The organism is Micromonospora sp. URMC 105 (assembly GCF_051386295.1).
Taxonomy (GTDB): Bacteria; Actinomycetota; Actinomycetes; order Mycobacteriales; family Micromonosporaceae; genus Micromonospora.
On the sequence record NZ_JBPQTL010000012.1, the window covers coordinates 73,631 to 92,570 of the forward strand.

Sequence of the window (18,940 nt, forward strand, 5' to 3'; positions counted from 1 at the left end):
ATCGGCCGGGATGTCACGCGGTGCGCTTGTACTTCTTGACCGAGCTGTCCTGGGCGATCGAGTCGGCGCCCTTCTGGCACTGGTCGAGGAACTCCGCCGGGCCGATCCGGCCGCTGAAGAACTCGCCGCACGCGGCGTCGACGAGGTTGCGCTCCAGCTTGCGGTAGTAGTTGTTGTAGACCCAGTTGAAGCCGTTGGCGCCGGACGCGTCGAGCGCCTTGACCACGGTGGCCAGCCCGTACGGCAGCTCGATGCCCTCGGCGGCGCCGGCGACCACGGTGAGGCTGGAGACCTTCTTCGTGAAGTCCTGCGCGCCCTTCTTGGAGAGCATGGTCCGGAAGAACTCCAGGCCGCCGGCCACGTTCTTCGCCTTCGCCGGCACCATGAACGGCTCGCCGGCGGTGCCCCGGACCGCCTCGAACGGCAGCTTGTCGCCGCTGCCCAGGCTGGGCGTCGGCTGCACGGTCATGTTGAACCCGGCCGGGGTGACGTCCTTCTGCTCGCTCTCCAGCCAGGAGCCGCAGGAAATGAAGGCGGCCTTGCCCTGGCACCAGGCCGTCTGCGCCTGCTTGTGGTCCAGGCCGGGCGAGCCTTCCAGGATGTACTTGTCCTTCACGATCTGGTGCCAGGCGTCGGCCGCGGCCTTCATCGCGTCGGACTTCCACGCGTTCGGCTCCAGGTTGTCGATCGCGGTGGCGACCGAGGGCCCGCCGAACTTGATCGCGGTCGAGATCAGCGGCCAGCTCATGTAGCGGGGGTGCAGGCCGGCGTACGTCCACGGGGCGATGCCGGCGGCCTTGATCTGCTTGCAGAGCGCGATGTGCTCGTCCCAGGTCTTGGCGTACGCCCAGTTGCGCTCGCCGAAGAGCTTGGTGGAGTGCCAGATGCCGTAGACGGTGTAGGTGTAGTTGAACACCAGGAACCGGCCGTCGTACGAGCCGACCTCGACCGCGCCGGGCAGCAGGGTCTCCTTGACGGTCTTGCCGGGGATGTCGAGGCTCGGGGCGGCGAGCAGATCGTTGAGGTCGGCGAGGGCGTTCTGCGAGACCAGGCCGTTGAAGTCGATCTGGCCGGCCCCGGAGTTGTTGACCACGTCCGGCGGGGTGCCGTCGACGAAGCGCGGCTGGAGGGTCTTGCTGATCTCCTGCGTGGCCGAGTGCTTGACCTCGGCCTTCGGGTACTTCTCCTTGTACATGGCCTCGTGGGCCTTGGCGTACTCCTCGCCGAAGCCGCCGTTGAAGATCACCACCTCGAGCGGGGCGTCCTCCTTGACCCCCAGGGGGTTCTGCGCGCTCTTGGTGCCCTGGTAGGTGCCGCCGTCGGCCTTGTCGTCGCCACCGCCGGTGGCGCAGCCGGCGAGCAGGCCGGCGGCGGGGGTGGCCAGCAGGCCGGCGGCAGCGGTACGCCGCAGGATGTCACGCCTGTTCATCAGCTTCTCCTCGGATCGGGTCGGGCGGGTGCCTGGTGCATTGGGGGATGGCGTCCGCCGCGCGAGGCTCGTCGATTCTCTTCAGTTCACTCGTTGTTGCTGAAGAATTTCTACGGCAGGAGCGCGACGACTTCAACCCCCGGCGACCGATCCGTTATCACCACCGCCCGTCCCCGGGCTGGCATAGCCTGGTCCCATGCGCCGCCTGCGCCAGCTCGCCGAGCGCACCCCGGCCGGCCGGGAACGCTACGTCGACCTGCTGCGCGCGCTGGCGATCACGATGGTCGTCCTCGGCCACTGGGCCGTCGCCGTGATCGGCCGCGACGCCGCCGGCCAGCCCACCGGGCGGTCGGCGCTCGGCGACCTGCCCTGGCTGTATCCGTTCACCTGGCCGGCCCAGGTGATGCCGATCTTCTTCCTGGTCGGCGGCTTCGCCAACGCGGCCTCGCTGACCCGGCACCGGGACCGCGGCGGCGACGCGACGAGCTGGCTACTGGACCGGGGCGCCCGCCTGCTGCGGCCCACCACCGCGCTGCTGCTGGTACTCGTCGCCGGGGCGGTGGTGGCCCGCGCGGCCGGCGTCGACGCGCCGATGGTCCGCACCGTCGTCTGGTTCGCCAGCATCCCGCTCTGGTTCCTCGCCGCCTACCTCGTGGTGGTGCCGCTGACCCCGCTGACGTACGCGCTGCACCGGCGCTTCGGCCTGGCCGTACCGCTGGTGCTGGCGGTGCTGGTCGCGGCCGGTGACGTGGGGCGCGCGGTGGGACCGGCGGCACTGGCGCTGCCGAACTACCTCTTCGGCTGGCTCGCCGTCCACCAGCTCGGCTTCGCCTGGTACGAGGCCCGGCGACCGGACCGGCCCGACGCCCGCGCACCCGGGTCCGCCCGGCCAGGGCGACCGGGCGGCGTGCGGTCGCGCCGCCTGCCGCTGTCGCGCCGGGCGGGCTGGACGGCACTGCTGGGCGGGCTGGCCGCGACGGTGCTGCTGACCGGCGTCGGCCCGTACCCGGTCGCGATGCTCAACATGCCGGGTGAGCGGCTGGACAACGCGGCGCCGCCCAGCCTGGCCCTGCTCACCCTGACCACCGCTCAGGTGGGGCTGATCCTGCTACTGCGCGACCCGGCCGAGCGATGGCTGCACCGCCCCCGGCCGTGGCAGGCGGTGATCGCGGTGAACGCCGTCGTGCTCACCATCTTCCTGTGGCACCTGAGCGCCGCGGTGCTGCTGGTCGGCGCCCTGGACGCGGTGGGACTGCTGCCGACGCCGCCGGCGGGCTCGGCGGCCTGGCTGGCCTGGCGGGTGCCCTGGGTGCTCCTGCTGGCCGTGGTGCTGGCCGTCCTGGTCGCCGTCTTCGGCCCCGTCGAGGCGCGCTCCGGGCGCCGCCGGACGGACCGGCGGCGCCGCAGCGACGGGCCGGGCGACGCCCGCCGGCGGTGGGCCGGCGGGTGGGCGACCGCACGCGCCGCCCTCGTCGCCGCCGGCTTCGCCGCGGTGGTCTACGCCCTGGTGGTCAACGCGGTGACGCCGAAGTCGGCGCCCGAACCGCTGGGGATGCCCGTCCCGGCGCTGGTGGCGTACCTGGCCGGGGCGGGCGTGCTGCGGCTGCTCAGGTCTGGGTGGGGAAGCCGAGGTTGACCCCGCCGTGGCGCGGGTCGAGCCAGCGGCTGGTGACCACCTTGCCCCGGGTGAAGAAGCGCACCCCGTCCTCGCCGTGCGCGTGCAGGTCGCCGAAGAGCGACGACTTCCACCCGCCGAACGAGTAGTACGCCATCGGCACCGGGATCGGCACGTTGATCCCGACCATGCCGACCTCCACCTCGTGCTGGTAGCGGCGGGCGGCACCACCGTCGTTGGTGAAGATCGCGGTGCCGTTGCCGTACGGGTTGGCGTTGACCAGCTCGACCGCCTCGTCGTACGAGCCCACCCGGACGACGCCGAGCACCGGGCCGAAGATCTCGTCGGTGTAGATCGACATGTCCGGGGTGACCCGGTCGAACAGGGTCGGGCCCAGCCAGAAGCCGCCGGACTCCCCGTCCGGGGTGACGTCCCGGCCGTCGAGGACCGCCACCGCCCCGGCCGCCACGCCCGCCGCGACGTAGGAGCGGACCCGCTCCGCGTGCGCGGCGGTGACCAGCGGACCCATGTCGCAGCCGCGCCGCCCGTCGCCGGTGCGCAGCCCGGCCATCCGTTCGGCGATCTTCGCCACCAGGGCGTCGGCCACCGGCTCGACCGCCACCAGCGCCGAGATCGCCATGCACCGCTCCCCCGCCGAGCCGAAGCCGGCGTTGACCGCCGCGTCGGCGGCCAGGTCCAGGTCGGCGTCCGGGAGCACCACCATGTGGTTCTTCGCCCCGCCGAGCGCCTGCACCCGCTTGCCGGCCATCGACCCGCGCTGGTGCACGTACCGGGCGACCGGGGTGGAGCCGACGAACGAGACCGCCCGCACCGCCGGGTGCTCCAGCAGCGCGTCGACCGCCTCCTTGTCGCCGTTGACCACGTTGAGCACCCCGTCGGGCAGGCCCGCCTCGACGAACCACTCGGCCAGCAGCAGCGCCGCGCTCGGGTCCTTCTCGCTCGGCTTGAGCACCACCGCGTTGCCGCAGGCCACCGCCACCGGCACGAACCACAGCGGCACCATCACCGGGAAGTTGAACGGCGAGATCACCGCCACCACGCCCAGCGGCTGCCGGATGCTGTACGAGTCGACCTCGGTGGAGACGTTCTCGCTGAACCCGCCCCGCAGCGCCGCGGGGATGCCGCAGGCGTACTCAATCACCTCCAGGCCGCGCTGCACCTCCCCGGCGGCGTCCGCGAGCACCTTGCCGTGCTCGGCCGTGATCACCTCGGCGAGCCGGTCGCGGCGGGCGTGGACCAGCTCGCGGAAGGCGAACAGCACCGCCGTGCGCTTCGCCAGCGAGGCGTCGCGCCAGCTGCGCGCTGCGCGCTCGGCCGCCTCCACCGCGACCGCGACGTCCGCGGCGGAGGCCAGCTCCACCTGCCCGGTACGCCGGCCAGTGGCCGGATCGAAGACGTCCCCGCGCCGCTGGGAGCCGCCGGAGATCCGCTTGCCGTCGACGAAATGCCCGATGAGCGTCCCGTTCTCCGCCGCGGTCACCGGGCCACCTTCCGTTCGCGACTGCGGGGCTCGCAGGACCGGCTCACTCCTCGCGCTCACGCCGCCACCTCCGCCGCCGCGCAGGAGCGGATCGCGTCGACCAGGATGGCCAGCCCCTCGCGGGCCTCGTCCTCGGTCAGCGTCAGCGGCGGACCCATCCGCAGCACGTTGCCGTGCAGGCCGCCCTTGCCGGCGAGCAGCCCACCGGCCCGGCACGCCTCGAAGACCCGGGTGGTCAGCGCCGGGTCCGGCTCCGTGCCGCCCGGCCGGACGAACTCGATGCCGAGCATCAGCCCCTTGCCGCGTACCTCGGCGACGCAGTCGAGGCCGGCCACGGCGGCGCGCAGGCCGTCGGCGAGGATCGCGCCGGTGCGGGCCGCGTTGGCCTGGAGGTCATGGTCGCGCAGGTAGTCCAGGACCGCGTTGCCGGCGGCGGTGGAGACCGGGTTGCCGCCGAAGGTGGAGAAGCTGATCGCCGGCACCGACTCCAGCACCTCGGCCCGGCCGACCACGCCGGCGAGGGCGAAGCCGTTGCCGATGCCCTTGGCGAAGGTGAGCAGGTCCGGGGTGACGCCGTGCGCCTGGTAGCCCCAGAAGTGCTCGCCGGTACGCCCCCAGCCGGTCTGCACCTCGTCGGAGATCAGCAGGATGCCGTGCTCGTCGAGGACCTTCTTCCAGGCGGCGAAGAGCCCGTCCGGCGGGGCGACGAAGCCGCCCACGCCCTGGATCGGCTCGGCGATCAGGCAGGCCACGTCCCCGGCGGTCTGGGTGGCGAGGACCTCGCGCAGGTCCTCCACCGCCGCGTCGATCCGGTCGGACTCGTCGAGGCGGGCCAGCAGGCCGCGCAGCCGCTCGCCGGAGTGCAGCCAGGCCACCTGGAGCGGGTTGAGCGCGCTCGCCGCCCAGCCCCGGTTGCCGGTGACGCCCATCGCCGCGTACGACCGGCCGTGGTAGCTGTTGCGCACCGCCAGGATCTGGTGCGAGCGCCGGTGGTTGGTGGCGACCAGCAGGGCCGCCTCGTTCGCCTCGGTGCCGGAGTTGGTGAAGAAGACCCGGGCGTCCGGGATGCCGGAGAGCTGGGCGATCTTCTCGGCCAGTTCCACCTGCTGCCGGATCAGGTAGAGCGTCGAGCTGTGCACGATGCCGGTGCTCAGCTGCCGCTGCACCGCCTCGCGGATCTCCGGAATGTCGTAGCCGATCATGTTGGTCAGCACGCCGCCGAAGAAGTCCAGGTAGCTGCGGCCCTGCGCGTCGGTCACCCGGCGGCCCGAGCCGGACACCAGCTCGATCGGCTCGGCGTAGTAGAGCGGCATCCAGGACGGGAGCACGGCCCGGTGTCGGGCCAGCAGGTCGTCGGAGGTCATCGTCGCACCCTTCAGCGGCGGCGGATTCGCGTTCCTCGCACGCTTCCACCACCCGGGTACAGGGACAACTGTCACTGTGTAGCGCAGCCGGGGTGGCGGCCCGACAGCGTGTCAACCCGTCCGGTGCGATTTCCGGAGCCAGGTGTGGTGTTCGCGCCTCTTTCCGGTGTGAGTCGGGCCGATCTGCGACTCATTCCGTACCGTGGGCTCCGCCCTGCCCTGAGCGGACCCCGGCCCAGCGTCCCGGCCCGGGAGGCTCCGCGCCGCCCTGGCGGTGCGGGGCGGGTCGTCCGAGGTGGACCCGGCGCGGCAGGTGAAGGGCGGTGGCCAGCAGCGCGAAGGCGGCCCAGCCCCCGGCCAGGGCGAGGGCCGGTGGCCCGTCCTGCAGGTGGTGGTAGGCGGTGAGGAAGCCGACCAGCGCGAGGCTGTTGCGGGCGAAGTGCCGGCTGAAGTCGACCAGCTCGCGGCGGGCCTCGACGGCCACCAGCACGCCGGAGTAGGGGAAGGTGACCACCATCCCGCGCAGCAGCTGGCCGAGCAGCCCGGTGAGCATCGCCCCGGCGAAGATCACCGCCAGCTTGGCCGGGGCGGGGAGACCGTCCCGCCGGGTCGCGGCCGGCGCGGCGGGCTCGGATGACGCGGCCGGCGCCGGTGACGCAGGCGGCGCGGGAGCCGCGACGTGGGCGCGGCGGCGCAGCACGACCATGGCGAGCAGCCAGAGCGCCACCGTGCCGGCCAGGGCCGGACCGAACGGCACCGGGATCGCCAGCAGGCCGGCGCTCAGCGCCACGTAGGCGGCGATCCCGGCCAGGTCGGCCAGCAGAATCGGCCAGCGCAGCCGGTGGTGGGTCAGCGCCACGGTGGCGAAGAAGAGGTTGAGGCCGAGCACGCCGAGCAGCTGGGCGCCGTCGACCCGGTGATCCGTGGTGACCAGGGCCAGCGTCATCGGCAGCGGCAGGCTGTAGACGAACGCCCGCAGCCGTACCGATCGGATGACGCTGACCGCCCAGACCACGGCGGTCACCAGGATCACGGCGCTGAACGTCATGGCCGGCCGGCTCCCCTCCACCGCCCGCCGGGGCGGTCAGTCCTGGAAGGTGGCGACGCTCGCGCACTGGTCGAACACCCGGGTGAGCCGGTCGACGTCCGCCCGGTTCACCGAGAACTGGTTCTCGGTGATCTCCCCGTGCGCGCTCATCCTGGCCTCCCAGCAGCTCGTGCCGTCCCAGAGCGCCAGGTTGACGTGCAGGTGCGGGCTGAGGGCACCCAGCGGCAGCAGGCCCACCCGCACCCCGGCCCGGCGCTGCCTCTCGACCAGCTCGGTCAGCTCGTCGGAGAGGGTGGCGTAGACGAAGACCCGGGTGATCCGCACCCCGCGTGCCAGGGCCGCCAGGTTCGCCTCCCAGTAGCGCCGCCCGATCTCGCTGCGCCACCAGCTCAGCTCGCCGCTGGCCCGCGGCGCCAGGTTGGTCAGCCCGTCGAGCCGCCGGGCGCAGTCCCGGGTGGCTTCGATCAGGTCCTCGTCGTCGTCGCCCGGCCGGACGATCCGCCCCGCGGCGAGCTGTTCGGCCTCGATGCGGAACTGCTCGTAGCGGTGCTGCGCCCGCGCCGCGATCCGGGTGTCCGGGTGCCGCTCGGCCGCCTCGCGCACCGCGCTGACCAGCTGCGGCGTGCTCTGCACCAACCAGGACGGGCCGTCCAGCAGGGTACGCAGGTGGAACCGGCGCTCCGCGCGGGCCAGCGAGTCCACCAGCAGCGAGATGGTGATGCCCATCAGCCCGGCCAGCAGCGACTCGACGCCGCTGGCGGCGTTGGTGAGGTCGAGCGTGACGGAGAGCGCGATCGACAGGGTGATGCCGATCAGCGCCACCGGGTCGGTGTGCGCCGCCAGCCGGACCAGTCCACCGGCCGGCCGGGTACGCCCGGTGGAACGTCGGCGGAGCACGTCGCCAGTCATCGGCAGCCCCTCGATCTCGTGGGTGCGCCCAGCGTAGTGCCGATCCACAAGGGCCCCTCGTGGCCACGGCCGCCGGTACGATCCGGTGGTGCGGATCGCGGACGTGGCGCTGCCGAACTGCCCGGCCGACGCGTCGCCCCCGCAGCTCGCCCGGGGGCTGCATGCCTGGGTGCAGGCCCCGCCGCTGCGCGCGCTGGTCGCGCACTTCGGTGGCGAGTGGCCGACCGGCGACCTGGCGGCGGTGCTGGCCGGGCTGGACGACTTCTCCGCCCGGCACTGGGACTTCCGAGGCGGGCGGGAACGCCCCGAGGCGCGGGAACCGGACCTCGACCCCGCCACCGCCGCGCTGGTGCTCGCCACCGCCGAGGCGCTCGGCCTGGTCCGCCCGGTGTCGCCGGCCCACCCCCGGTACGCCCACCTGGTGGTCCTGGGCGGGCTGGCGCACGCCTGCCTGCGGCGCGTCGCGTACGCGGCCCATCTGGTACGGCACGGACCGGCGGTGGCCGGGGAGGTGGCCGTGCTCGGCAGCTTCCGGCCGCTGTCCGAGGTGGAGCAGGCCATGCTGGCCGGGGTGGGGATCACGGCCGACACCGAGGTCGGCGCGCTCGACGCGGCGGTCCGGTCGGTGTTCGAGGTGACCGCACCGAGCGAGCAGGACGGGCACGACGCCGGCCACCCGCACCACTCCTGGTCCTCGCGGACCTACCGGCCGGACGGGCTGCCGCCGGTGCGGGTGCTCGCCGCCCCGTCCAGCGAGCCGGAGCGGCGGCGGGCGCACACCGCGGACACCCAGCGGTTCTGGGCCGGGCACGTCCGGCTCTCCCCCGGCGACGCGCTGCTGGTGGTGACCGCGCCGATCTACGTGCCGTTCCAGCATTGCGACGCGCTGCGCACCCTGGCGGTGCCGTACGGCTGCACGGTCGACACCGTCGGCGTCGACCCGGCCCTGCCCGACCTGGTCCGGTTGCCCGAGCCGGCGCTCACCCCGGGGCGCTACCTCCAGGAGATCCGCTCGGCGATCCGGGCGATGCGGGCCCTGCACGAGGCGCTGGGCTGACTCGGCGCGGGGGCCGCTCGGTCAGGGGCCGTCAGGCGGCGGCGCGCAGCGCGAGTGCCGTCCGGGTCGCGGACACGAAGTCCCAGAACAGCGGCCGGGTGGTGTGCGGGCGTCCGGCGGGGGTGTTGGTGCCGAACATCGCCTCACGCAGCGGCGTGGTCAGCTCCAGCTGCGCGCCGGCCCCCGACGACGTCCGGTTGCAGATGTTCCGCGGGCTGGTGCCGTCGATGGCGCCGTTGGCCCGCCGGGCGACGGTGACGGGGACCTTCGCCAGTTCCCGGCGCAGCAGGTCCCGCAGCGTGCCGTCCAGCCCACCGATCACCACCGCCGCGGTCCCGTCCGGCTCACCGGCCTGCGCCGCCGTGCAGCCGTGCAGGGCGACCGCGTGGCGGACCCCGGCGCAGATCGACTCCGCCGACGGGTCGTCGCAGTTCACCGAGGTCACGTGCAGGGCGGCGTTGCCGGCGCCGAGCAGCCCCTCGAACATCCACCAGTGGTGCAGCCCCTTGCCGTCGGTGCTGGGCTCCAGGGTCGCTGGGTGATGACCGGCGACCGCGAGGCACAACTCCGACGTGCCCGCCTCGATGCCGCCGCCGTGCGGCGCGAGGACCGCCGTCTGCGTCCGCCCCGTCGGGCAGGCGGGGCGGTCGCCGGGGGCGCACCGATGGCAGCAGCGCAGCGCGTACTCGGTGCCTTCGGCCAGGCCCGGGGCGGCGTACAGCTCGGTGTTGGAGCCGTACCGGTCGGTGGGGTGCGCGCGGCGCGGACGGCGACCGGCGGGGTCCCCGGCTCCGGCGGCGGTCACGGCGCGGTGTCGGCGACCGCCTGGGCGAACACCTCGGAGCGGTGCTCGAAGTTGCGGAACCGCCCGTAGCTGGGCGCGGCCGGCGAGAGCAGGACCACCCCGCCGGCCGGGGTGAGCTTGCGGGACAGCCCCACCGCCGCGACCAGGTCCTCGGCCGTCTCGGTACGCACCCCCGGCAGCCCGGCCAGCGCCTCGACGATGCGCGGGCCGCTGTCCGGGATGCCGATCACGGTGATCTCCCGCTCGGCCAGGTGCTCGGCGAGCGGGCTGTAGTCCAGGCCCCGGTCGGCGCCGCCGACGATCACCGTCAACGGCCGCCCCTCGTACGCGTCGATCGCGTGCATGGCCGCGTACGGGCTGGTGGCGAGGGTGTCGTCGACGAAGGTGAGCCCGGACGGGTCGGCGATCTCGGTCAGCCGGTGGGCCAGGCCCTGGAACTCGGCGACCGCCACGGCCAGGGTGTCCTTGCGGGCCACCACGTCCACCCCGAGCGCGTCGAGCACGGCCAGCGCCACGCAGAGGTTGCCCTCGTTGTGCCGGCCGACCAGCGGCAGCACGGCGCGCGGGAAGAGCGGCTGGTCGGCCAGGTGGAACCAGGGCGTGCCGTCGGGGCCGCTCGCCACGTGGGCGGTGTCCGGCCGGCCGGCGCGCACGGCGGCCCGGTCACCCAGTTCGAGGGCGAGCCGCGGGTCGGCGCCGTTGACCACCACGGTCCGCGGGCCGTACGCCAGCAGGTTGAGCTTGTCCCGGTAGTACTCGGCCTCGCCGCCGTGCGCGTCGAGGTGCTCGGGGAAGAGCGCGGTGACCACGGCGATCCGGGGCGAGTCGGTCAGGTCGCTGCACTGGTAGCTGGAGAGCTCCAGCACGTACAGGTCGGCCTCGGGCAGGTCGAGGGTGGGCACCCCGATGTTGCCGCCGAAGACGTTGGGCCGGTCGACCGCGGCGAGCAGGTGGCTGATCAGGCTGGAGGTGGTGCTCTTGCCCTTGCTCCCGGTGACCCCGACGGTCCGGTCCGCGTGGTCGGCCATCCAGAGCGCGGTGCCCTGGGTGATGGTGGCCGCCCGGGCGCGCAGCTGGACCATCCAGGGGTGGGTGTTCGGCACGCCCGGGGAGCGGACCACGACGTCGGCGGCGGCCAGCCGGTCGAAGCCCGCCTCTCCGGTGACCAGGGGCGCGGCCTCGGCGAGCGGCCCCTCCCAGGGCAGGGTGAGGAAGTTGGCGCTGTCGTCCACGGCGACCAGGTCGGCGGGGCCGTGCGCGGCGATGGCGGTCACGGCGGCCCGGCCCTCACGGCCGGCCCCCCAGACGGCGACGGTACGTCCGCGCAGGTCAGACAGGCGCACGGGCTCTCTCCTCGGGGATCTCGACGGCGTGGCACGGAGCACGGTCCGCGCAGCCGGACACGGCCGGACGAACCAGGGCCTAGTATGGCGTGTGCCCAACGAGCAGCTCCGGCGGATGGACGCCTTCACCTTCCCGTCCTACTCGATCGACCTCGCCACCGGTGAGGCGTTGTTCGACTACAAGCTGACCGGCCCCGACGGTGAGCAGCGGTTCACCGAGGTGATCACGCTGCCGCTGCCCGCCGGCCCACCGTCGGACGAGACCGTCGCCACCCTGGGCCGGGTCCTGGAGTTGCTGCACGTGGTCGCCGGCGTCAGCTACTACAAGGCCGCCGCGCCGCGCCGGCTGGTGCTGCCGGCGCCGCTGGGCCCGGCCGCCGCCGAGCTGGTCACCGCCGTCTACACCAAGGGCCTGGCCGAGTACGCCTACCGCAACCAGCTGCCGCACGTGCTCGACCTGCGCCCCGAGGTGCCCTCCGGCACCGTCTCCCCGGCCCGCGAGTACGACGACTCCGACCGGCGTCCGCTCTCGGCGGTCGGCGGCGGCAAGGACTCCATCGTCAGCCTGGAGGCGCTGCGCCGGGCCGGCTTCGACCCGGTGCCGTTCTCGGTCAACCCGAACCACGTGATCGTCTCGGTGAACGAGGCGTCCGGCCTCGCCCCGCTGGCCGCCCGCCGGCGGATCGACCCGGTGCTGTTCGACCTCAACGCGGCCGGCGCCCTCAACGGCCACATCCCGGTCACCGCGATCAACTCGCTGATCGCGGTCGCCACCGCCGTGCTGCACGGGCTCGGGCCGGTGGTGATGTCCAACGAGCGCTCCGCGTCCGACCCGAACCTGATCTGGAACGGTCACGAGATCAACCACCAGTGGTCCAAGGGCGTCGAGGCGGAGGGGCTGCTGCGGGCGGCGCTGGCCGAGCACGCCGGTCTCACCGAGCCGTACTTCTCGCTGCTGCGCTCGCTGTCGGAGCTGCACATCGCCCGGCTCTTCGCCGGCATCGACCGGTACGACGCGGTGGTGACCAGCTGCAACGCCGCGTTCAAGCTGCGCGACGCGAGCGAGCGCTGGTGCCGGGACTGCCCGAAGTGCCGGTTCGTCTTCCTGGCCATGGCGCCGTTCATGCCGCGTGAGCGGGTGGTGCACATCTTCGGCGGCGACCTGCTGGCCGACGAGAGCCAGATTCCCGGCTACCGGGAGCTGCTCGGAGTGGACGGGCACAAGCCGTTCGAGTGCGTCGGCGAGGTGGAGGAGTCCGTGGTGGCGCTGAGCCTGCTGGCCGAGCAGGACCAGTGGCGCGACGCCCCGGTCGTCCGCGCCCTGGCCGACGCCGTCCCGGAGACCGCCTGGTCCGCCGCGGCGAACTCGGACGTCTTCACCCCCGGCGGCCCCAACTTCGTCCCCACCCCCTACGCCAAAACCCTCACCGCCCTCACCTGACCCGGCCCCCACCTGGCCGACCATGTCCCGCCTGGTTGATCATGAAGTTAGCGGGGACAGAACGGGCGAACCGCCCCGCTAACTTCATGATCACCGCATCGCGGGCGGGGGCCGGTCAGGGGGTGCGGATGGCGTCGAGGGCTAGCAGGGCGACGTGGAGGGAGAGGCAGGCCTCGACCGAGTCCAGGTCGACGTCGAGGATGCGGGCGATGCGGGCCAGCCGCTCGTAGAACGCCGGCCGGGACAGGTGCGCCGCCGCGGCCGCCGCCGACTTGTTGCGCCCCTGTTCCAGGTACGCCCGCAGCGTGCCGAGCAGTTGGTCGCGGGGGTGCCGGGCGTCGTGGGCGAGCAGCGCGCCCAGTTCCCGCTCGACGAAGGTCTGCACCCGGGGCTCGTCGCGCAGCAGGTGCAGCAGTCCGGCCAGCCCGACGTGGGGTAGCCGGAAGATGGGCAGGTCGCGGCGGTCGCGACGGGCCGCGTCGGCGATCTGCCGGGCCTCGATCAGCGAACGCCGGGCCTCCCGCAGGCCGCCCACCCCGGAACCGGCGGCGACGATCACCGCGTCCGGCCCCACGCCACCGGCCACCGCGGCACGGGCCGGGGCGGCGTCGAGCCGGATCCGGCGCAGGGCGGTGGCGAACGCGGTCAGCGCCCGTTCCTCCCCGGCCGCGTCGGGCAGGGCGAGCAGCGCGCCCACCGCCTGGTCGTCGACCGCGCTGCTCAGCCCGGTCAGCTTCGCCTCCCGCAACGCCTGCCCGACCGCCTCGGCGAGATCCCGCAGCCGCGCCGGACCGGCCTCCGGGGCCGCGTCCGCCGACAGCCCGCTCTCCCCCGACGCGCCCTCGGCGGCCGGGTCGTCGAGGCGGTGCCGGACCACCACCCCGACCAGGTGCCGGCGCTCCAGCGTCACGCCGAGCGCCCGCGCCCGCAGCGCCACCTCGTCCACCGGGCGGGAGTGGTCGAGCAGGGCGGTGAGCAGGGTCCGGTGGATCTGCCGCTCCAGGCCCTCGGCGTCGCGCCGGATGAGCCGGCCCAGCGCCAGCGTGGACGCGGCCCGCTCCACGAGGATCGTCAGCCGGGTCGGCGGGGCGCCCGCCGCCCGCCCACCGGCCGTGGCCCCGCCGGCCAGCTCTCCCCCGCCGGGCCAGCGCAGCAGCAGCCGCCCCCAGTCCTGCCCCCGCGCGCCGACCGTGGTCACCAACCAGCCGCTGTCGGAGTCGTACGCGGTCCGCCCGGCGGGACGGATCCGCCGGGAATGCTGCTCCCAGCCGTCCAGCAACAGCTCGGCGCTCTCCCCCGCCGCGTCGTAGGCGAGGACCTGCCGGGACAGGTTCTCCAGCACCACCGGGCAGCCGGCCAGCTCGGCGGCCTGCCGCACCACCTCGGCCGGGCCGGCGCCCTCGACCGACAGCTCGGTGAACCGCTGGTGGATCTCCTCCGTGGCCCGCAGCTCGGTGAGCTGGGCGTCCACGATCAGCGCGTGCACCGCCTCGGTGATCCGTACGAACGGCGTCGCCCGGCGCAGCTCGACCAGGGGCAGCCCGCGCCGCTCGGCGGCGGCGGCCATCACCCGGGGCACCCCGCTGACGTACCGGCGGCCCAGCTCCACCACCAGCCCGGAGACGCCCACGTCGGCCAGGTCGCCGATGAAGGCGCGCAGGCCCGCGTCGTCGGCGGGCAGCCCGATGCCGGTGGTCAGTACCAGCTCGCCCCCGCCGAGCAGGGTGGCGATGTCCGGCACCTCGGCGACGTGCACCCAGCGCACGGGCGCGTCCAAACCGGCGTCCCCGGCGACCAGGCGCGGCGCGCCGTGGCGGACCGGGTCCAGCGCCAGCACCTCACGCACGGTAGGGAACACGGGCGACACGCTACCGTCCGTGACCCGGCCCGACGAGAGGCCGTCCCGGCGGTCAGAGCGGGTCGTCGCGCCCCAGCTCCCAGCAGGCCACCGCGGTCGCCGCGGCCACGTTGAGCGAGTCGACGCCCCGGCGCATCGGGATGACCACCCGGGCGTCGCTGGCGTCCATCGCGGCCCGGGTCAGCCCGGCGCCCTCCGCGCCGAGCAGCAACGCGGCGCGGGCCCGCTGGGCGGCGTCGAGACGCTGGATCGGCACCGCGTCCGGGGCCGGGGTCATCGCCAGCACGGTGAAGCCGGCCGCGCGGACCTCGGCGAGCGCGTCCGGCCAGGGCTCCAGCTTCGCGTACGGGACGGCGAAGACCTCGCCCATGCTCACCCGTACGCTGCGCCGGTAGAGCGGGTCGGCGCAGGTCGGGGAGAGCAGCACCGCGTCCACCCCGAGCCCGGCCACCGCCCGGAAGATCGCGCCCAAGTTCGTATGGTTGTTCACGTCTTCGAGGATCACCACCCGGCGGGCGGTGGCCAGCACCTCGGCGGCGGCCGGCAGCGGCTTGCGGCGGAACGAGGCGAGCACGCCGCGGTGCACGTGGAAGCCGGTGGCCCGCTGGAGCACGTCCGGGGTGGCGGCGTAGACCGGCGCGTCGCCGGTGTCGAGGTCGGCGAGCTGGTCGGCGCGCTTGGCGTCGACCAGGTATGACCGGGCGGGGTAGCCGGCGCGCAACGCCCGCCGCAGCACCAGCTCCCCCTCGGCGATGAAGAGCCCGTGCGGGGGCTCCCAGCGGGTACGCAGCTCGACGTCGGTCAACGCGCGGTAGTCGGCGATCCGGTCGTCGTCGGGGTCGGTGATCTGGTGGACGGGCACGCGACGATTCTGCCGGGTGCCCGGCGCGCGGCGGCCGGGGCGGGTCGGCGGGGCGACCCGGGCCACGCTCACCCCGCCGCACGCTCGTAGCGCAGCAGCACGCTCCGGCCGTCGAAGACGCGCGACCCGGCCGGCCGCAGGTCGAACCGCTCCGCGCCGCCGGGGAAGACGGGCCGGCCGCCGCCGAGCACGACCGGGTGCACGATCACCTGGTACTCGTCGATCAGGCCGAGCGCGGTCAGCGCGGCGGCGGCGCCGGAGCCGCCGGTGAGCAGCAGATCGCCGCCGGGCTGCTCCTTGAGGGCGGTCATCTCCTTGGCGAGGTCGTCGCCGCCGATCACCTGCGCGTCCCACTCGGCCTCGGTCAGCGTCCGGGAGACGACGACCTTCGGGGTCCGCCGCCAGACCGGGGCGAAGGCCAGGTCGTGCGGATCCGTCGACATCGACTCGGCGCGCGGCCAGTACCAGGACATCATCTCCCAGACCTTGCGTCCGTAGGCGAAGGCACCGACCCGGTCGGTCAGCTCCAGGGAGTACGCGGACAGCTCCGGCCCCATGGACGGCCAGTCGAACTCGCCGTTCGGGCCCTCGATGAAGCCGTCGAGGGACTGGTGGACCCAGTAGATGACCTTGCGCATGACCTCTCCTCACGCTCGGGGCGCCTGCGGTGGGCGCTCTCACCGGTGGATCGGAGCGGGACGACGGTTTCCGACACCTCGGCGCAGAATTTCTTGCCCGGCCCGGCTAGCGTGCCGGAGCATGGCCCGTCCCGTGATCATCGCGCTGCTCGGCGTCGACGGCTCCGGCAAGTCGACGCAGGCCCGGGCGCTGGCCCGGCGGCTCACCGAGCACGGTGTCCCGGCGACGTACTTCGAGAACGCCGGCGGCCGGCCGCTGTGGAACGCGCTGGCCCGCCGGCTTGGCCGGCGCGACGGCGTGCACCTGTTCGGCCGGCGCTGCTACCCGGCGCTGGAGTCGGCGGTGCGCTGGCTGGCCGTGACCCGGGCGCTCGCCGGGGTCCGGCTGACCGGGCGGGTCGGCGTGATGGACCGCTGGACCTGGTGCCAGTACGTGATCATGCGCGCTCGCGGGGACCGTGGCGTTCGGCTGGTCCGGGCGGCGTACGCGCTCTTCCCCCGCCCCGATCTGGTCTGTTTCCTGGCGGTGTCACCGGCGCTGGCGCAGCGGCGGGTGCACGAGCGGGGCATCGACACCGAGGAGCTGGGCCACCTGAGCGCGCTGGACGCCGCCTACCGGGCGCTGCCGGAGTTCGCCGGGTTCCGGCTGCTCGACGGCGAGGCCGACCCGGCGGCGGTGGCCGCCGCCCTCGACCGCCTGGTCCGGCCGCTGGTCAGCCCGACGAGGTGAATCGTGGACAGTTGCCGTCCGGACGGGACGGCAACCGTCCACGATCTCGGCGGGTCAGCTGCGGCGTTCCTGCAGCCAGCGCAGGATGTCGGAGGGGATCTCCCGCTCCCGTTCCCGGGGCGAGGGCCGCGGCGGCTCGGGGCGCTGCGGGTTGCCGGCCAGCTCGCGGCTCGGCGCGGTGAAGTCACGGACCGGCTGACCGTCGACCGCGGCACGGATGATCCGGGCGACCGCGTCGATCACCTTCGTCTGCACCGCGCCACCGACCGCGTCGCTCGGGTCGTCCGGGTTGGCGGCGATGCCGGCGACCGCCACCTGCGGGGTGAACCCGACGAAGGTCTCGGTGGCGTTCTGCTCGGAGCTACCGGTCTTGCCGGCGACCGGCCGGCCCACGATCCGGTCCACCCCGCCGGCCGTACCGCCGTTGCACTGCCCGTACGCGGACTGCTGACCGACCGGGCAGCGGGCGGCGTCGGTGGCGGCCCGGGCCACGTCGGCCTCCAGCACGCGCTTGCAGGAGGGCTGGCCGACCGGCACCTTCGTGCCGTCCGGCGCGGTCACCGACACCACCGGGGTCGGGGCGCAGTACGTCCCCTCGGCCGCCACGGTGGCGTACGCGTTGGCCAGGTCGAGCGGGGTGGTGGCGGCCACGCCCAGGGTGAACGCACCCCAGTTGGCGGCGTTGTCGGCGGCGAAGGCGGCGTCGGCCTCGGCCCGGAAGGTGATGCCGAGACGCTGGGCCATCTCCACCACCTTGTCCTGGCCGACCTGCTCGGCCAGCCAGACGAAGTAGGTGTTCACGGAGCGGCCGAAGCCGTCCCACATCATCCGGTAGCCGTCCATCCGCTCCGGGTTGGCGTTGGCCGGGCACCACCTGCCGTCGCAGCTGGCCTCCCCCTCGGCGGCGTACCGGGTGGGCAGGCGGCTGGGGGCGTCGAAGCCGGTCGCCAGGGGCTTGCCGGCCTCCAGCGCGGCGAGCATGGTGAAGAGCTTGAACGTCGAGCCCGCCTGGTAGCCCTCGACGCTGCCACCGCCGGAGATCAGCGGGTTGACCGTCTGCTTCTCGGCCACGCCGTACTGCCGGTTGACCGCCATCGCCAGCACCCGGCCGGTGCCCGGCTCGACCGCGGCGATCGGCAGCGCCCGCGCGTCGTCGTCGGCGTACACCTTGCGGGCCTGAGCGGCCGCGGTGGCCTGCACCTTCGGGTCGAGCGAGGTGACCACCCGGTAGCCGCCCCGGCGCAACGCCTGCTCCCGCTCCTCGGCGGTGGCGCCGAACGCGGGCTGCTCCAGCCACCAGCGGCGCAGGTAGTCGCAGAAGAAGCCGGCGTCGCCGGTCCGGGTCGCCGCACAGCCGTTGGGCTGGGCGGTGGGCTTCAGCGTCAGCTTCTCGGCCCGCGCCTGCGCGGCCCGGGCCTCGCTGATCACGCCGGTGTCGACCATCGCGTCGAGCACGTACCCGCGCCGGGCCAGCGCCGCGTCGGCGTCCCCGTCGATCGGGCTGTACTCGTCGGGGGACTGGACCAGGCCGGCGAGCAGGGCGGCCTCGCCGAGGGTCAGGCCGGCCGGCGCCTTGCCGAAGTAGCGCTGGCTGGCCGCCGCGATGCCGTACGCCCCGGAGCCGAAGTACGCGATGTTCAGGTAGCGGTTGAGGATCTCGTCCTTGCTGAGCGTGTCCTCCAGCGCGGTGGCGTACCGGATCTCCTGGAGCTTGCGCCCGACGGTCTGCTCGGTGGCGGCCTGCCGCTGCTCGGCGGTGCGGCCGGGGTCGGTCTTGAGCACGTTGCGGACGTACTGCATGGTCAGCGTCGAGCCGCCCTGCGCCGCACCGCCGGTGACGTTGGCGACCACGGCGCGGGCCAGGCCGCGCAGGTCGGCCCCGCCGTGCGAGTAGAAGCGCCGGTCCTCGGCGGCCACGATGGCCTGCCGCATCACCGGGGCGATCTCGGCCAGCGGCACGTCGGTGCGGTTGACGTCGTAGAACGTGGTGAGCAGCGTTGTGCCGTCGTTGGCGTAGAGGTAGGAACGCTGCGGGGTGGCCGGCGTGCGCAGCGCCGCCGGCAACTCGCCGTACGCCCCGAGCGCCGCCTTGGCGGCGACCCCGGCGAGCAGGTTGCCCGGCAGCGCGGCGACCGCGAGCACGAGGCCGGCCAGCAGGCCGGCGAGCAGCACGGTGAAGAGCCGCGACAGCGGCGACCGGGGTCGGGGCATGGTGTCCAGGATTGCCACCGAGGTCAGCCAAGGCCCACCCCGGCACGCGATTGTCAGCTAACTCACGGTGAGCTGCCGGTCATCTCTCCGTCCCACGCCCCTCCCGTCCCCACTCCACCCCGCCGTCCC

General features: G+C 74.2%; 15 protein-coding genes. 4 read left to right on the forward strand and 11 right to left on the reverse strand.

The window, feature by feature from the left end; genetic code table 11:
- Positions 1–13: 13 nt before the first annotated feature.
- Positions 14–1,429, reverse strand: a complete 1,416-nt coding sequence (gene ngcE / locus ACSNN7_RS06820) for an N-acetylglucosamine/diacetylchitobiose ABC transporter substrate-binding protein (RefSeq protein ID WP_436679787.1) — start codon at positions 1,427–1,429, stop codon at positions 14–16.
- A gap of 196 nt (positions 1,430–1,625) precedes the next feature.
- On the opposite strand from ngcE, the gene ACSNN7_RS06825 reads away from it, so the two are divergent.
- On the forward strand, positions 1,626–3,065 hold the full coding sequence (locus ACSNN7_RS06825; protein ID WP_436679788.1) for an acyltransferase family protein: 1,440 nt from the start codon (positions 1,626–1,628) through the stop codon (positions 3,063–3,065).
- Here ACSNN7_RS06825 and ACSNN7_RS06830 read toward each other — a convergent pair.
- From ACSNN7_RS06830 to ACSNN7_RS06845, 4 genes are all read right to left on the reverse strand, one after another.
- Positions 3,037–4,545, reverse strand: a complete 1,509-nt coding sequence (locus ACSNN7_RS06830; protein ID WP_436679789.1) for a CoA-acylating methylmalonate-semialdehyde dehydrogenase — start codon at positions 4,543–4,545, stop codon at positions 3,037–3,039. The genes ACSNN7_RS06825 and ACSNN7_RS06830 overlap by 29 nt on opposite strands.
- A gap of 56 nt (positions 4,546–4,601) precedes the next feature.
- Positions 4,602–5,909 (reverse strand): aspartate aminotransferase family protein, encoded by a 1,308-nt coding sequence (locus ACSNN7_RS06835; protein WP_436679790.1) that lies wholly within the window; start codon positions 5,907–5,909, stop codon positions 4,602–4,604.
- Positions 5,910–6,099: 190 nt separating this feature from the next.
- The gene (locus tag ACSNN7_RS06840; RefSeq protein WP_436679791.1) at positions 6,100–6,957 is read right to left on the reverse strand and encodes a hypothetical protein; all 858 of its coding nucleotides are present in this window, start codon (positions 6,955–6,957) and stop codon (positions 6,100–6,102) included.
- A 36-nt stretch (positions 6,958–6,993) separates the two neighbouring features.
- The gene (locus tag ACSNN7_RS06845) at positions 6,994–7,914 is read right to left on the reverse strand and encodes a hypothetical protein (protein ID WP_436679792.1); all 921 of its coding nucleotides are present in this window, start codon (positions 7,912–7,914) and stop codon (positions 6,994–6,996) included.
- 40 nt (positions 7,915–7,954) lie between these two features.
- Here ACSNN7_RS06845 and ACSNN7_RS06850 point away from each other — a divergent pair, with 40 nt between their 5' ends.
- The gene (locus ACSNN7_RS06850; protein WP_436679793.1) at positions 7,955–8,923 is read left to right on the forward strand and encodes a hypothetical protein; all 969 of its coding nucleotides are present in this window, start codon (positions 7,955–7,957) and stop codon (positions 8,921–8,923) included.
- A 31-nt stretch (positions 8,924–8,954) separates the two neighbouring features.
- On the opposite strand, the gene ACSNN7_RS06855 is transcribed toward ACSNN7_RS06850, so the two are convergent.
- Positions 8,955–9,728 (reverse strand): poly-gamma-glutamate hydrolase family protein, encoded by a 774-nt coding sequence (locus tag ACSNN7_RS06855; RefSeq protein WP_436679794.1) that lies wholly within the window; start codon positions 9,726–9,728, stop codon positions 8,955–8,957.
- Positions 9,725–11,071: a UDP-N-acetylmuramoyl-L-alanine--D-glutamate ligase gene (gene murD / locus ACSNN7_RS06860; protein ID WP_436679795.1), complete on the reverse strand. Its 1,347-nt coding sequence runs from the start codon at positions 11,069–11,071 to the stop codon at positions 9,725–9,727. The genes ACSNN7_RS06855 and murD overlap by 4 nt, the downstream gene beginning before the upstream one ends.
- 91 nt (positions 11,072–11,162) lie before the next feature.
- Here murD and ACSNN7_RS06865 point away from each other — a divergent pair, with 91 nt between their 5' ends.
- Positions 11,163–12,512, forward strand: a complete 1,350-nt coding sequence (locus ACSNN7_RS06865) for a hypothetical protein (RefSeq protein WP_436679796.1) — start codon at positions 11,163–11,165, stop codon at positions 12,510–12,512.
- 115 nt (positions 12,513–12,627) lie between these two features.
- On the opposite strand, the gene ACSNN7_RS06870 is transcribed toward ACSNN7_RS06865, so the two are convergent.
- From ACSNN7_RS06870 to ACSNN7_RS06880, 3 genes are read right to left on the reverse strand one after another with little or no spacing between them, the layout of a single operon-like run.
- The gene (locus ACSNN7_RS06870; protein WP_436679797.1) at positions 12,628–14,379 is read right to left on the reverse strand and encodes a PucR family transcriptional regulator; all 1,752 of its coding nucleotides are present in this window, start codon (positions 14,377–14,379) and stop codon (positions 12,628–12,630) included.
- A 43-nt stretch (positions 14,380–14,422) separates the two neighbouring features.
- On the reverse strand, positions 14,423–15,304 hold the full coding sequence (locus tag ACSNN7_RS06875) for a TrmH family RNA methyltransferase (protein WP_436679798.1): 882 nt from the start codon (positions 15,302–15,304) through the stop codon (positions 14,423–14,425).
- On the reverse strand, positions 15,301–15,870 hold the full coding sequence (locus ACSNN7_RS06880) for a dihydrofolate reductase family protein (protein ID WP_436679799.1): 570 nt from the start codon (positions 15,868–15,870) through the stop codon (positions 15,301–15,303). The genes ACSNN7_RS06875 and ACSNN7_RS06880 overlap by 4 nt, the downstream gene beginning before the upstream one ends.
- A 121-nt stretch (positions 15,871–15,991) precedes the next feature.
- Between ACSNN7_RS06880 and ACSNN7_RS06885 the strand changes: the two genes are divergently transcribed.
- The gene (locus tag ACSNN7_RS06885) at positions 15,992–16,600 is read left to right on the forward strand and encodes a dTMP kinase (protein ID WP_436679800.1); all 609 of its coding nucleotides are present in this window, start codon (positions 15,992–15,994) and stop codon (positions 16,598–16,600) included.
- A gap of 54 nt (positions 16,601–16,654) precedes the next feature.
- On the opposite strand, the gene ACSNN7_RS06890 is transcribed toward ACSNN7_RS06885, so the two are convergent.
- Positions 16,655–18,811, reverse strand: a complete 2,157-nt coding sequence (locus ACSNN7_RS06890; RefSeq protein WP_436679801.1) for a transglycosylase domain-containing protein — start codon at positions 18,809–18,811, stop codon at positions 16,655–16,657.
- Positions 18,812–18,940 lie beyond the last annotated feature (129 nt).